This is a genomic window from Halorubrum distributum JCM 10118, assembly GCF_000337335.1.
GTDB lineage: Archaea > Halobacteriota > Halobacteria > Halobacteriales > Haloferacaceae > Halorubrum > Halorubrum distributum.
The window spans coordinates 1-14,545 of the sequence record NZ_AOJN01000004.1 but is presented as its reverse complement, the minus strand read 5'-3'; the positions used below and the strand labels follow the sequence as shown (position 1 = coordinate 14,545).

The window sequence follows — 14,545 nt, the reverse complement described above, 5'->3', positions numbered from 1 at the left end:
CAGCGATGGACGCCTATCGGAACCACTTCATCGGCGCGGGTGGACGAGCGGCGCGAAACGTCGCGCATCGATTTGAGGCTACCGACAACGGAGAGGAGTCAGTCATCGGCTTTCGCGGTCCATACCTACAGGCTCTTGATGTCGCGAACTGGAGCACAGAGTCGTGGCTCTCGTTCAGTAAGAGCGTAGGAATCCATCCACTCGTCCGACTAGCCTTTGAGGACATCGGGTTCCGGCGGCTCTACGACTTTCAAGAACGGAGTATCGATACGATTCTCAACGGCCAAGACACGGTCATCACTGCTGCGACCGGCCGAGGAAAGACTGAGGCGTGGCTTATTCCCATCCTGGACTACATCCTGAATGCGAACCAAGGGAAAATCGACGAGAGCGACCCGGACGACGTAAAGGCAGTCCTCACATATCCGACGAAAGCGCTCGCTCAAGACCAGTTGAAGCGTTTGATTCAGTATCTCTACCGGATAAACGCGGAACTCCCGACGAACGACCGCATCACGGTCGGAATTTACGACGGAGATACGCCGAGTAACATGTCCTCTCGCGCAGAAGGGTACCTGAATGCGACCTTCAAGTACTTCGAATGTCCGGGCTATAACGACACACTCGAAAAATGCCAGAACTGCGGGAAGAGTGTCCACGTCCGAAACGCCGGTCAGCGATACGAACTCGAGCCCGAAAAGAAACAGTGCGTCGATGATGTCCCGCTGGACTTCCTCCGGTTGACGAAGAACGAAATCCTCAACGAGGGTGTCGATATCCTCCTCACGAATCCGGACACGATAAACCTCAAACTTATTAACACGAACGCTAGCGACGAGCACGACGCGTTCGTCTATGAGCCCCAGTTTTTCGTCTTCGACGAGGTCCATACATACGATGGGATTTTCGGGAGCTATACGGCGACACTCACGAAGCGCATCCGTGCACTTCGCAAGGCACGCGACGTTGGTGCTCCGCAAGTGATTGCGAGCAGCGCCACTGTCGAGAATGATGTCGAACTATTCCGCCGAATCAGTGGAGCGACTGACGTCGCGCACGTCGACGAGGACCCACGTACGCTAGATCCGCCCCCGCTCGATGAGATACCGGGCGAGTTTTACGAGGAATCGATTACGGTCTCTCAATTGCGTCGTGCAGTCCGTGACGAAGAGCCATATCCGATGGCACTTGATGGGTTTGAACCGAATATAAACGATCCAAGTGAGATCGACAACGAGAGCCTCGACGAACTCCTCGGTGACGCCCTTTTCGAGTATCTTACCACAACATCCAAAGATCCGTCGGTACACACTGTCCAGCATCTGCACCAAGAACTCGCTGAAGAACCGCGGACGCGCGAGAAGTTCCTAAAAAGCCTCCAGGCAGAGTACACACTCACCGATGCCCAAGCGCAGACTGTCCTCGAAAATTTCCGCAGACTCGGTGAGTACTCGGGCTTACTCGAAAACCGGAGCCACCTCTTCTCGTGGCCGCTTGACGGATTCTACACCTGTGCACAATGCGCTGCCGTCTATCGCTCACCACAAGACACATGTGCTGAGTGTGACTCGGGGTTGGTGACTCGGGCGACATACTGCCGTCGCTGTTCTGAGGAAGCACTCGTGGCGTGGTACTGCCCCGAGTGCGACCAACTCGAGTCTTATACACCGTCTGAGGAGGGGAGTTTTGTATCGCGAGACGAACAGTATTGCGGACGTTGTCGGACAACACGCGATGAGGAAGTCCGAATGTTCCGAGTAACGTTCACGCCCGAACTGGAGTGTCAGTCTTGTGGCTCCATCGAGGAGCGAAGTGTTATTAAGACCTGTACGTGCGGGGCGGCGATGACTCGTACTGCCGCTGATGAGTGGACGTGCACGAATCCCCAGTGTACCCGAACAAAACATGCAGATTCGGGCTGCTCCGACTGCAGTACAGGGCAGCGTGTACTCCAACAGAGTGACACGGCGGTCGAGTGTCAGTCCTGTGGGCGGGCATACGAAGCCACGGACACGCCACTTCAATGCACGTGTGGACATTCAGTCGCGAACACCCGACTCATCCCCTGGGTGTGTGAACACGACAGCTGTACGCGTCGGTACTACTCGTCGACACCGCCGACAGAGTGCGACTGTGGCAGCGAGAAGTTCGTAAAAAAGGGACTCTTTGAAGTCTTCGAGAACGACTACTGTTCCGAGTGCGATACAGCCGTCCTCCCCGGATCGTCCTGCGAATGTGGCGACGCAGAACTCCAGAGGCAAGCGGACGCCTTCCAGTCCTACCGGACTGTCACTGCAGACGCAAATGTTGTACCGGTTCGCGGCCATCCGTCAATCGTCCCGTGTCGCCATCAGGGACTCGGCTATCGGATCGGTCAGCGCTACGACGAACTGGTCCGAAGTCCAAATAATATCGCCGTCACCACCTCACAATACTTACTCCGCGAGGCCGCAGACGACGAGGACTATTCGTCGGCGAAGATGCTGTCATTCGCCGACTCTCACCGGGATATGAAGGAACTCGGCCGCGATTTCAACGAACCAGAAGCTGAGACACTCCTTGATCAAGCAATTATCGAGGCGATCCGCACCGCTGACAGTTCGTGGGCATCTCTCGACCATATCCTCGCGGAATCATTAGCGTGTATCGACAAGCTAGACGACGAACTGAGCCCAGCTCTGAGCCTTCAGGACGTCACGTTCGATTTGAAGAGCCACCTTGTCGACCGTGCCCGCCGGTTCATGGACGCCGAGGATGCGATTCGAGACAGACTCCGTCGACGAGCAATTCCCCACAGCTACACGCAGCGTTTTCGGGAACGAGGGGGTTCGCTCGTCTCGGACGGTATCGTCGATATTCGCGTTGATCCAGCAGTTCTGAGTGAGTTAGATGGTGGCGAGCGTGACTTGTTCCGGAGCGTCGCTGAGGCCGGAAACGGCTGTCCCGCTGACTCACTCGCAGACAAACTCGGTGATCGTCCTCGTGATGACATCATCAACTCACTCGTCGAACGTGGCATCCTTGACGAAGACAGTGAGGAGTATCTCTCGTTGAATCCGGGGGTGATCGAGTTGACGCTCGCTGGTGATTCAGACGGGATTCAGTACAACCCCGACTCGGAACAATTTTCGCCCTCGTGGCACGGGCAACTCGGACTCCGTTCACGTGATGTTGTCCCCTTCGAGACAACGCTCGCAGAGCGTGCCGATCCGAGCCATCCGCAGTTCCATCAGCGGGCGTACCGTGCCGAGTATTCACGAGCACGAATCCTCATCGCGAAAGTCTATCTCGGAATGACAGAGAAACGCGAACGGCGCGAACTCGAGTACCTCTTCCGTGAGGGAAACTATCCACACTTCCTCTCCTCGGGACCGACGATGGAACTTGGTGTTGACATCGGCGATCTCGACGCTCTTCTTCTGTACGGGGTGCCGCCGAATATGAATGCATACCTCCAGCGCGTCGGTCGCGCAGGTCGCAGTTCACACTCCTCGCTCGTCCATAGCGTCAGTCAACGCAATCCGATCGACTACTACTACTACGAGGAGCCGACGGCTCTCATCAGTGCGGACCCGAAACCTGTCCCGCTCAACGAACACAACGAGGAAGTTCTTCGGGTTTCTCTCTCATGGGCTGTCTTCGACTATATCGCGGCAAACTTCGTCGTGCCGTGGGAGATAGACGGCTGGGGACCGAACGCAACCGTTTCAGGGGGTGACGACTTCAAACGTCGCGACAGCGACACAGACGATGCTGACTACGGGAAGCTCACTCATCTAATGACGCTCCCCATCTCGAAGTTGGGCCTCGACACGGATGTCTCAAAACTCGCCGCACTCGGCACGATTGTCAGCGACAAGGAACGTCAGATACGCGAGTACGTGCGCTCGCTACTGGCGTACCAGTACTGCACTGACTGTAGCGCGAAATACGACCAATCCGTCACCGTGGATACCTGTGATATCGAGGGATGTAATGGCCGAGTGCTCGACGCACAGGTTGAGTTCGGTGAACTCGCTGATGAGGCCGTCGCGTCTTTCAAGGATCGCTATTTGGATCAGTATCAGACGTACTGTGACCGTCTCGTTGAGGAACAGCAGTTATTGAGTCAGGAGCGGACTAAACTTCGTCGAGAGAAACGCCGCGCTGCGCGTGATGAAGCGACACGTCTTCGCCGTCGCGAGAGCGCGGTGGCGGAGCGAATCAGTGCACTTCAAGACCATCTCGACACACTCAAGCGCCAGTCCTACTCCGACTTTCTCCAGAACGCCCGCACCAGCAAGTTCGCGTTCACGATGCGGAACGTCTCAAATAATGTCGGACTCACACTGGTCACGGAACAGGACGGCGAGTATGAGCGCCGCGAAGTCGGCGGGAGCTACGGCGGGCGGAACGTCCGCATGGCCATTCAGGAACTCCATCCCGCAGCTGCCTATCTCGATGACGACGAGACGTACGTGGTCAGTCACCTCCGCACGGACGATTTCGAGTCGTCGACCCTTCGCGAGCAAGTCGCCGAGGCCGACACCGATGCCGACCAACTTGCCGAGGAGAAGATCTGTAGTGCGTGCCACACAGCACAGCCGCTCTCAGCATCCGAGTGCCCCTGTGACCACGACGCGCCGCTCAAACGCCGGAGGCTCGTCTCAATGGACAGTGTGGAAGCCCATCGCGACGATCTCCGCATGAGCAAGGGGGGTTCCCCCGCCCGCGAACTCTATCAGAAACCCGAAGAGGAGATCCAAAATACCTATACAGAGCGTGAGACGTCTGTTCTAGAGTTCGATTCCATAAATTCGTATCAGATTCAGGATGGTGAAGACACACCAATCGGGACACTCGAGTACGGCGACTATACCGTTCTCACGCACACCAAGAGTTACCGTGCAAAGTACAAAAATGGAGAGACGGATCCGCGACAAACGCCTTTCGAGGTCTGTGGGGAGGAGAACTGTACTGGTGTCGTCTATCGCGACGACAACGGCCATACGCAGTGCTCGGCGGACCCCGAACATAGCCCGAACCGACGCGGCACCGACTCAGAGTATGTCCGCCTGGGCTACTCCTACAAGACGAGCGGCGTCCGTGTCGCACTTGAGGATGCTGAACGGTCACACACCTTCGTCCACGGCCTTCGCGTCGCACTCCAGTCACTCGGCGGGGTAAATATCAGGGAGCTCAACGAAACGACAGCCGACGACCATGTCGACCTGCTTGATGCTCAAGAGGGCGGAGCAAATATCGCTAAACTACTCGTCGAACGTGACGGAGGCGATTTCCAGAACTTCCAGCACGCTATGGAACTGATCCGCGACCACTTCGTCTGCGACTGCGAGAACGGCTGTCCACTGTGTCTCTACCAGTACGGTTGCGACGAACACAATCAGCCACGCTCGTTTACACGCGATAGCGTCCTCGACTACTTCGAAAACGGACTGCCGACGATCGCATCGAATAATACAACCACCACCAACTCGCCACCAACTGATTCATGAGCCACGATACACTCGAGCACGCTGAAGACCTAAAACGCGCATATGGCGACCACTACGTCGCCAGCCAGAATACTGCAACACTCAAAGACATCATCTCGCGCTACGAGGGCGGAACGGAGCAGTCGCTGCACGATCGACTCCCAGATTTCATGCGAACGCGTGGGCCATTTCTCCAAGCGCTCGATCTGCCACGACAGAGCGCCACCTCTTGGCCGGAGTTTGCCGAAGGTCGGTCCTCAATCGCTGACGACGCGCCTGACGGCCTCCACGATGACATCGTCCGTACATTCTCGGAGGCTGGATTCGAGCGACTCTACGCGTTCCAGGAGGACACCGTGGACGCGATGCTCGACGACAACCACACCTTGGTCACCGCAGGAACGGGGCGCGGAAAGACCGAAAGCTGGCTCATTCCAATTCTCCAGTATATTTGTGAGGCGAAGGCTGGCTATCATGACGCCGACCCGCAGAGCGTCAAGTGCGTCCTCACCTATCCGACGAAGGCGCTTGCACAAGATCAACTGAAGCGCCTAATTGACTATCTCTCTACACTCAACGAAACTCGAACCGGTGCCGACCGGATCACTGTAGGCATCTTCGACGGCGACACTCCGCATAACGATCCGGACGCCTACTCGTATCTCAACACCTCGTTTAATTACTTTGAGTGTCCCTGCAGCAACTGCACGGCGTCGCTAATGGTCGAGAGAACCGAGGACGGCTATCGGGTCACCCACGATTCACCTGCGGAGATGGATATCGATCTAGACTTTATCGAACTTACTCGCGAGGAGATCGTTGAGGCAGAAGTCGACCTTCTTCTTACCAATCCCGACACCGTCAACTATCGGCTATTTAATGTTAATGAGCAGGACGAACAGGCGGTGTTCGTTACGGAACCAAAATATGTTGTCTTCGACGAGATTCACGAATATTCCGAACTCTTCGGGTCGTTCACCGCGACACTAATGCGACGCTATCTCCGCTCTCGGCGGTCGCTGCTGGGACTTGACGAAGATGCGGACGACGACCTCCGACTCGTCGGTGCAAGCGCGACCGTCGAGAACAAGCGCGCGATCTTCCAACGCATCAACCCCTTCACAGACGCCGACATTACCGTTGTCGAGGAAGACCCAAGAACGCTTGAGCGTCAACTCCCCGACGACCTCCCCAAACCGTTCGTCCAACACACTGTCGATCCGGCCCGACTCGCCGATACGTCCTCGGAATGGACTTCTGCTGAATCACGCGTCATAGATGTTCTTGGGGATCTGCCTGCTGATGCCGACGAGCGACGGCGCGTTACCGGCGACCGACTCTACGACATCCTCCTGAATGAGGTGGACGACGACTTCGAGATCATTCGCGCTCTCTACACCATGCTTCACGAGGAGGCACAGCGGCCAGCCGGCCTCCGTGAAACGCTCGCGGAGACGTACGATCTTTCCGATGAACAGGCCGCGAGACTCGTTGATAACTTTGTTACACTCGGCCAACTCTCCGGTGTCCTTGAGAGTCGTGCACACCTCTTCAGCTGGCCACTTGATGGCTACTACACTTGTGTCAACTGTGCGGCCGTCTACGATACCCCACAGTCCGAATGCTCGCAGTGTGACCACCACTTTGTCACTAAGCTAGCGTACTGTAATCACTGTGGTGAGGAAGCACTCGAATCCTGGTTCTGCCCCGACTGCGAGCGACTTGCCCCGCTTAATGTCACATCCGGTGAAGGGCGCTTCGAGTACTTCCAAGACCATACGTGTAGTTGCGGGACAGAGACAATTCGGACAGTCTGGCGCCCCTACTACGAGTGCTCAGGCTGTGGCGACCGTCAGAAAATCGATCGAATCACTCACTGTCCGGACTGCGACACCGTCATGATTCTTAGCGACGACCAGGACCAGCTCATCTGTCGGAATCCGGACTGTGATGTTACGCAGGGGACTGACACCGAGATTGTCTGCGAGAACTGCCACTCTCACGACCTCGAGCCACTCAGTGACAACTCTATTCTCTACTGTGAAGACTGCGGAAACTCCAACGAACAAGAGGCCGGCCATCAGTGTAGTTGTGGTGGTGCGCTACGGCCGAAACGCTATCTTGGTTGGTCGTGTAGCGACCCCGACTGTGACGCGGTCTACTTCGGAGAACCTCCGAACACCTGTGACTGCGGGAAACGACGTTTCGCCCGTACCGGACTCCTCGACATCAACGCTATTGATCACTGCTCGAACTGTGATACCGACCTTTTGCCCGGAGCGGAGTGCTGCTGCGATGCTCCCGAAATTTCACCCTCCGTTCGCGGATTCCGTGAGTACAAACTCGTCGACGAACTTGGACAGATCCGGAAACCCTCCTCGTTTCACGGTGCCGTGCCCTGTTACGACCCGCGGAAGACCTACCGAAAATCTTCACGCTACGAGTCGATGATTCGCGGGCCCGGGAACACTGCCGTCACGACCGCACAGTACTTTCTCCGCAAGATCGCGGATGTCGACGACGCGGAGTCGTTCCGAGAGGCGAAGATTCTCTCCTTCGCCGACAGCCAGTCCGATATGAAAGAACTCAACCGCAATTTCTCCGAACCCGAACAAACACTCTTTCTCACCCAACTCGTCGTCGATACGCTCGCGGAGGGTGAGGAAGACTGGCTGTCGCTTGCGGACTTACAGTCCAAGGTTATCGGGCGCGCTACGGAGTACGAGCAGATGCTCACCGAGGGGGATGGCGGACTCCTAGAAGCTATGACTGGCTATCGCCAATCCGTCGATGACTTCCTCAAAGAGGAAGTTGCAGCGCGTGTTCTCCGCGGGCGCTACAACAATCGCTGGCGGACCCGCGACCACCTGCCTTCCGATGGTTTGGTCGATATAACACTCGACGTCGATTGGAACAGTCTCGCATCGGGTGAACGAGCTGTCCTCAAGGAACTGAACAAACAGAGTAAACAGTACGTCGGTTCGCTCAGTGACGAGATTGAGGACGCCGGCCGACACGTCGAAGCACTTATCGAACAAGATGTCCTCCGCCGCATCGAGACCGACTCCGGATATCTCGTCGGGTTCGACGAGAACTGCGTGTGCTGTACCACTGTCGACGCAGAGACATCGATCACGTACGCTCCTACGACGGACACGTTCTATTCGACATTCGACATGGCGTGTACCGACCTCGATTCAGATCTTGAGTCGGTAACGTTTGGCGCCAACTACGAGGCTCGAAGTAATTTCACCCATCCACACTTCGATCTAACCGCCTACCGCGTGAGCTATTCGGATCCGCTGATGCTCGTTTCCCGCGCCTACTTCGGACTCACGGAGAAAGATGAACGCAGACGTATCGAGTACCAGTTCAGAGAGGGACGTTACCCCAACTTCCTCTCTTCTGGGCCGGCAATGGAGGTTGGAATGGACATCGGTGATCTGGACGCACTCCTCCTCTATGGTACTCCGCCGAACACGAACTCGTACCTCCAGCGAATCGGGCGCGCTGGCCGCCAGTCCGGGTCGTCGCTTGTCCACTCAATCAGCCAGCGCAACCCGATCGACTACTACTACTACGAACAGCCGAACGAGCTCATTCAGGCCGACCCACAGCCCGTCCCCCTCAACGAGACCAACGAAGAGGTGCTCCGTATCTCGTTGACGTGGGCAATTCTCGACTATTTCGCTGCCGAATTCTGGATCCCGTGGCGCCGCGAAAGCAGTGATGTCGTCGACGAGGTCTACTGTGAGGAGGATCTCGTCCCTCGAAGTGAACCCCGACCGAACGACATCGTGACGTTCACCGCACTCCTCGCAAGTGAGAACGAAGCCATCCAGTTTATCGACGAAGAGGCACCACTTCAGGCGCTCAAGACGGCGTTCGAGGAGAATCAGTCCGACATCCGTGCATGGCTTGAGGACGTTCTCGGCTTCAGCTACTGTCGCGACTGTGGCCGGAAGCACGATGTGGGCTACGAGGGCCCCTGTAGTCAGTCGGAGTGTGAGGGTTTCGTCGTTTCCGCGGTAAGTGCACATGAAGATATTATTGAGGAGGCGATGACAGCGTTCGTCGATGAATTTGTCGAGGGCTACTTCGGCTTCGAGGACGACATACTCGATGAACTGGAGGAAGTTCAGGACCAACTTAATGAGCTTAGCTTGGAATCACGTGGCCGGCGAAATCGCCGTCGACAGGACGCAGATGACCGCGTCGAGCAGCGGGATAAGCGTGACCGACTACAGAATCGGAGTGCGAATCTGAACCAGTATCTGGATCGGCTCGCAAGGATGGACTACGGAACGTTCCTCGAAAAACACAGCACCACACCGTTTAGTCTCCGATCCGTCGAGGACACTGTTGAGTACGAACTCATCGGTGAGGACTTCGAGACCGTCACCGACAACCTACAGTCTCGCCCGATTCGCATCGCACTCTCCGAACTCCATCCCGGTGCGGCCTACCTCCACTCGGACAACCAGCGTTACGTCGTCACTGGCGTCCGCGCGCACGCCTACCAAACATCGCAACTCGAGAGTAGTGCCGCGATCTGTCCCACGTGCGGCTCCGAATACAACCTCGGTGAGGGGCCTTGTGAGGAATGTTGCAGCGATCTCAAACGTTTGAAGACGATCGTTCCCGAGCGCGTCACTGCATACAAGTCCGACCTCGTGCTTGGTCAGCTTCCGAACGGCGACCCTCTCCTCCCGACACGTCTGTATCAGTCAGATTCGGAGATCCAGGATACCTATGCACCCACCGAGACGAACGTCACCGCGTTCGAACCCGATCCGGAAAAAACGTTTACCATCACGACTGGGGACGGGAACGCTGTGGGGCGGTTCGACTATGGTGACGTCACGATCAAATCCTCAGTCCGCCAGTACCGAGCACACTATATCGGTGGCGGATCCGATCCGCTGCCGAACGTGTTCGAACTCTGTGGAAAGGAGAACTGTGACGGCGTTATCGCACGTACCGACGAAACTGCCTACTGTATGCGGCACCCCGAGCACTCCACGGATGACACGGAAGTTGTCCGCCTCGCAACTAAATTCGACACCAAAGCTGTTCGCATCCAGTTCGATGACGAAGACCTCGAACACGCGTTTTCCCATGGCGTCCGCATGGCTCTCCAATACATTGGCGGCGTCGGCGTACGTGCTGTCCCCGAATCGCTTGGCGAGGACGGAACCTATGTCTTCGATAATGAGACCGGCGGTAGCGGCGTCACCGTGCTTCTCACGATGGGAGCCGGCGATACGCGAGAGAAATTCGACCTTGCGATCACCCTCATCGAAGAGGCATTCGAGTGTGACTGCGATACCGGCTGCCCGTTCTGTATCTACCAGTACGGCTGTGAAAATCAAAACGACCCGGAGACAATCGCGAAGGACGACCTCATGACCCTCATCGACAGAGGACTGACGCTCACACAGCGCGATATTGAGGCGAACAATGACAAGTAATCCCCCGGATGAGGTCATCGATCTGCGGACACGCTCCCCGGAAACCCTCTGGGGTGTCTCAGCCGAGAGTCTCTACCTCGCTGTCTGCGCCGTCGCGACCGACACCCCTCTCTCACACGCGCTCAAACCTCACCATACGGCCACCGTCCTCCAAACGAACGACGAACGCTCTACCGAGACTGTCGCCGATGTACATCACATTCTCCTGACCGAACTCGGACTCGTCACCGATGACGGCGAGTTAACCGATCGCGGTCGCCTCGTCCTTTCAACTGAGAAACCCGGTGAAACTATTCGTCTTGTCGCCGCTCATCAACTACCACGCATCCAGGAATTTCTTCGCGAATTCGCCTCTATTGACGACGATCGCCTCCCCAGAAGCGAACTCGAGACACTCATTCGCGACGCCGAAGACCGGAACTTTATCGCGCCACTCCTCTCGTCGCTCGCTTTCCTTGACCTCTACCCGGAAGGCGTCATTCTCGACCACAAGACAATCATGCAGACGATCGATCGCCTTGAACAAGATTCGACGCTCCCAACAATGGCGATCGCTCTTATCAATTCGCTCACAACACTCGACGACCCTCGCCTTATCGCTCGCGTTGCGGCTACTCATACCGGCACGAGTATCACACCGACGCAGGTCACGCAGACTACCCCACTTAACGCACTCGCTACCGCTAAGTACGGCGACCCAGTTCGGACATCGACCGCCGAACTCGCTGACGCAGTCGACGACACTCACATCGCTGTCACAGACGACGTCGATACCTTTGAGACCGCTCTTGACCCCGAGGAGCGGACAGTTACACGCGCCGGTGTGACTGTTGATGACAACACTGTCGCAAGCACATTCCCAGGTAATCCTACTGATGAGTCTGTCACGACGGTGCTCGATCTCTTCGCCACGATTCACGCACATCCACAACTCCACTCTATCGCACTCCCCCCACTCACTGATGTTCTCGACCTCGATCCATACTCTCTCTACCGAATCGTCGCCAACCTACCCGGCGTTGACTGCTCGCTTCAGGACGACCTCCTACTCATGTTCGAGACCGTTCCTGACGCTCCTGGAGGTGTCGACCGCTACGATGCCTTCCGTGACGACCTCTTCGAAGCACTCCACACGCGCCTCTCTTGGCGAGATTCTCTCACCGACGTCACGCTCACGGAAACACCACATGTACGATCGGAGGTTATCGAGTCGATCATTATGGGTGTCGATGATGACACCATCGCCCCGACGTATTTCGTCTACACACTCCCGGATCCGGATGCCCTCGGTAAGGAACGAATGGAGAAGTATGTCGACGACCAACCCGCACTGAGGCGTGAACGTGCACGCTTGAAGCACTGGAAGGACCAGCGAGACAATGATTTGCGCCGTTTCACGGAGATGACCGACCGACTCTTTACGCGTGGACAAGAGCGTGACCTCGAGGAACGCGTCGTCCGTATCATGACGCCGTATGACGATGACACTTTCTCCGAGTACACCTCCCAACTTCGAAGCCTCCTTCGAGATGGCTACGAACTTCGCCTTCTCACGCGGCATACGAAGCAACGCTGGGAGTGGGAGCGTCTCCGTGACAACCTCCTCGGCGATCTCGAAGAGAACCGCGAGAACGTCACAATCAGGACGTACTCTCGATACAAAGAGTATCAGCGGGTCACGAGTGAGACGGACGAAACTGATCTCGCTGAATTCGGTGTTCATGCAAAACTCCAGACGATTGGGCACTCGATCGAGGGCGCTGCACTCCTAGGCTCCGCGAATTTTATGGAAAACAGCTACAACTGGAATCCAGAATGCGGCGTCTATACTGAGAACTCAAACTTCGTCGCCGCCGCAATCGACTTTTTTGACCATGTCTGGGAGCTCTCAGAGGCTGACGAAGTCGACCTCACAAGTCTTCAGGAAATACCGCGACGCTCCTTCTATCCCTCCTACTACGTATGATTGCAGCAGTCCGCAACTGAGAGATCTACCAACCGTTTTTTTACGGTGGTTCGATCGCTCACGAGGAGACTTCATATGTGTGTTTTGAAAGTGGAGATGGGCGGACATTGAGTTGTGCCTCTGACCGCCCTCTTTTGTGCCGCATTCTCTCCCGCCGCGCCCGCGAGGGACTCGGCCTCAGCGCCGTCGACGAGGATCATCCTCGCGCGGATCGTGCGCCTCACGGAAGGAGATGCGTGACAGGCGATCGCGGTGCTGCGGATCGGCGCACACATGGCCTCCCAAGAGGGCCTGTCGACGATTCCAGTTGGGTTCGTTGACGACGCGGTCGCCCACGCCTAGCACGAGGTCCACCAGAAGACCACCTCAAATCTGAACACTCATCAGCGCGTGTTATACGAAGTCTTCAAGGAGGAAGGAGGGCTCGTCCAGAAAGAGCTGTACGCGTGGTACCAAGGAATACACAATGACCCTGTAACTCTGCGGTACCTGCGTGAGAACCACCTACCGAATCTGGAGCACTACAACCTCGTCGATATCGTACAGCACAGTGGATCGAAACGGTACAGTCTCGTCGGGTTCGACGGTCCGGAAGCTCATCTGGAACAAGTCTAATTCGAGGACAATTCGGGATTTACTCCAATCTGGAACCGTTCGGAACTTTGAGTCAGACTAACCTACGGTCGCGGGCCAGCACTCAGTATGGCCTCGAAGCAATCGGTCCACGGCGGTCGCGCACAGACGAAAGAGTTCGACATCGACCTGCCTGCGAAGGGAATCCACTGGGCCGGTGATCCGGAGACTACCGGGGTGATCATTAGCGTCGACACGAACGGGATACTCCGCGTTGAGATGCCTATTTCAAACATTTGAACAAATTTAGCTCGCTAAGTGATCTATATCGAATACTGACAATCGAAATAGTACCGTAAAATCAGTAGATGATTAGAAATTTTCCAGGGAGTGTTGGTTAGATTTCTCAACGTAACTATCCAGACGCGGATTGAAGAATTCGCCCAGTAACGCGGCGCAATCGTCGACAGATAGGTAACTGAGATGTGGCACCCCGGATATACTGTTATCGACCTCCGCGGTTAGATATTGATGCGCATCTGTTGAGGTGGCGTATTCGATAGAATAGGGTCCGATAGACACAATCGCTTCATATCCTTCTTGTTCGCCCATTTCTAGAAGAACTGAGGGTTGTCCCCCTCTGCGCGAGAATGTCGGTCGATCAGGCCCTTGCGCTGCGGTGAAAACCAAGCCAGTCTCAGTACCTCACAAAGCATCCTCAGCTAGCTGTTTCTGAAGCCTGAGTTCTGTGGCGGAGCGGTTGTGCTGGGTGGTCTTGACGAGAAGATCGTCGACGAACCGACGGAGAGCTGTCGCTGTCGGCGGCGGCTGCCGCCGACGCGACAGCGTTGCCACTCCTGGCGGAGGCTAGCCCGGTCGGAGATTAGCGAGTAAACCGGTCGTCTGGTGGTCGGTTTGCGGGGACGGCCCGACGCGTCGCGAGGGCCGTCCACGCTGCCCGTTGAATCATGGTGATGAACTCCTTGAACGACCACTTCCAGAGGCGACGCCCCCCACGGCGGGGCGTCGCCACGTATTCCCAGTGTAAATACCGCCAGACG

5 protein-coding genes and 1 pseudogene are annotated in these 14,545 nt (G+C 56.4%); 4 read left to right on the top strand and 2 right to left on the bottom strand.

Features of this window, described 5'->3' with window-relative positions; genetic code table 11:
• Positions 1–5: 5 nt before the first annotated feature.
• The 3 genes from C466_RS15660 to C466_RS00310 are packed head-to-tail and all read left to right on the top strand — an operon-like array spanning position 6 to position 12,911.
• Positions 6–5,495, top strand: a complete 5,490-nt coding sequence (locus tag C466_RS15660; RefSeq protein ID WP_239641160.1) for a DEAD/DEAH box helicase — start codon at positions 6–8, stop codon at positions 5,493–5,495.
• A complete protein-coding gene (locus C466_RS00315; RefSeq protein ID WP_004595545.1) occupies positions 5,492–10,945 on the top strand; it encodes a DEAD/DEAH box helicase in 5,454 nt (1,817 codons plus the stop codon). The genes C466_RS15660 and C466_RS00315 overlap by 4 nt, the downstream gene beginning before the upstream one ends.
• Positions 10,935–12,911, top strand: a complete 1,977-nt coding sequence (locus C466_RS00310) for a phospholipase D-like domain-containing protein (RefSeq protein WP_004599477.1) — start codon at positions 10,935–10,937, stop codon at positions 12,909–12,911. Before C466_RS00315 ends, C466_RS00310 begins: the two co-directional genes overlap by 11 nt.
• A gap of 177 nt (positions 12,912–13,088) precedes the next feature.
• Here the strand turns inward: C466_RS00310 and C466_RS16720 are convergent, their stop codons facing one another.
• A complete protein-coding gene (locus tag C466_RS16720; protein ID WP_160163038.1) occupies positions 13,089–13,265 on the bottom strand; it encodes a hypothetical protein in 177 nt (58 codons plus the stop codon).
• Between the two features lie 348 nt (positions 13,266–13,613).
• Here C466_RS16720 and C466_RS16715 point away from each other — a divergent pair, with 348 nt between their 5' ends.
• A complete protein-coding gene (locus tag C466_RS16715; RefSeq protein WP_160163039.1) occupies positions 13,614–13,784 on the top strand; it encodes a hypothetical protein in 171 nt (56 codons plus the stop codon).
• Positions 13,785–14,367: 583 nt separating this feature from the next.
• Here the strand turns inward: C466_RS16715 and C466_RS16335 are convergent.
• Positions 14,368–14,545: pseudogene (locus C466_RS16335) on the bottom strand (ISH3 family transposase); the annotation flags it as partial.

Coding starts and splice junctions, on each gene's coding strand:
- C466_RS00315 (WP_004595545.1), top strand. CDS start 5,492: ATGAGCCACGATACACTCGAGCACGCTGAAGACCTAAAACGCGCATAT.
- C466_RS16715 (WP_160163039.1), top strand. CDS start 13,614: ATGGCCTCGAAGCAATCGGTCCACGGCGGTCGCGCACAGACGAAAGAG.
- C466_RS15660 (WP_239641160.1), top strand. CDS start 6: ATGGACGCCTATCGGAACCACTTCATCGGCGCGGGTGGACGAGCGGCG.
- C466_RS00310 (WP_004599477.1), top strand. CDS start 10,935: ATGACAAGTAATCCCCCGGATGAGGTCATCGATCTGCGGACACGCTCC.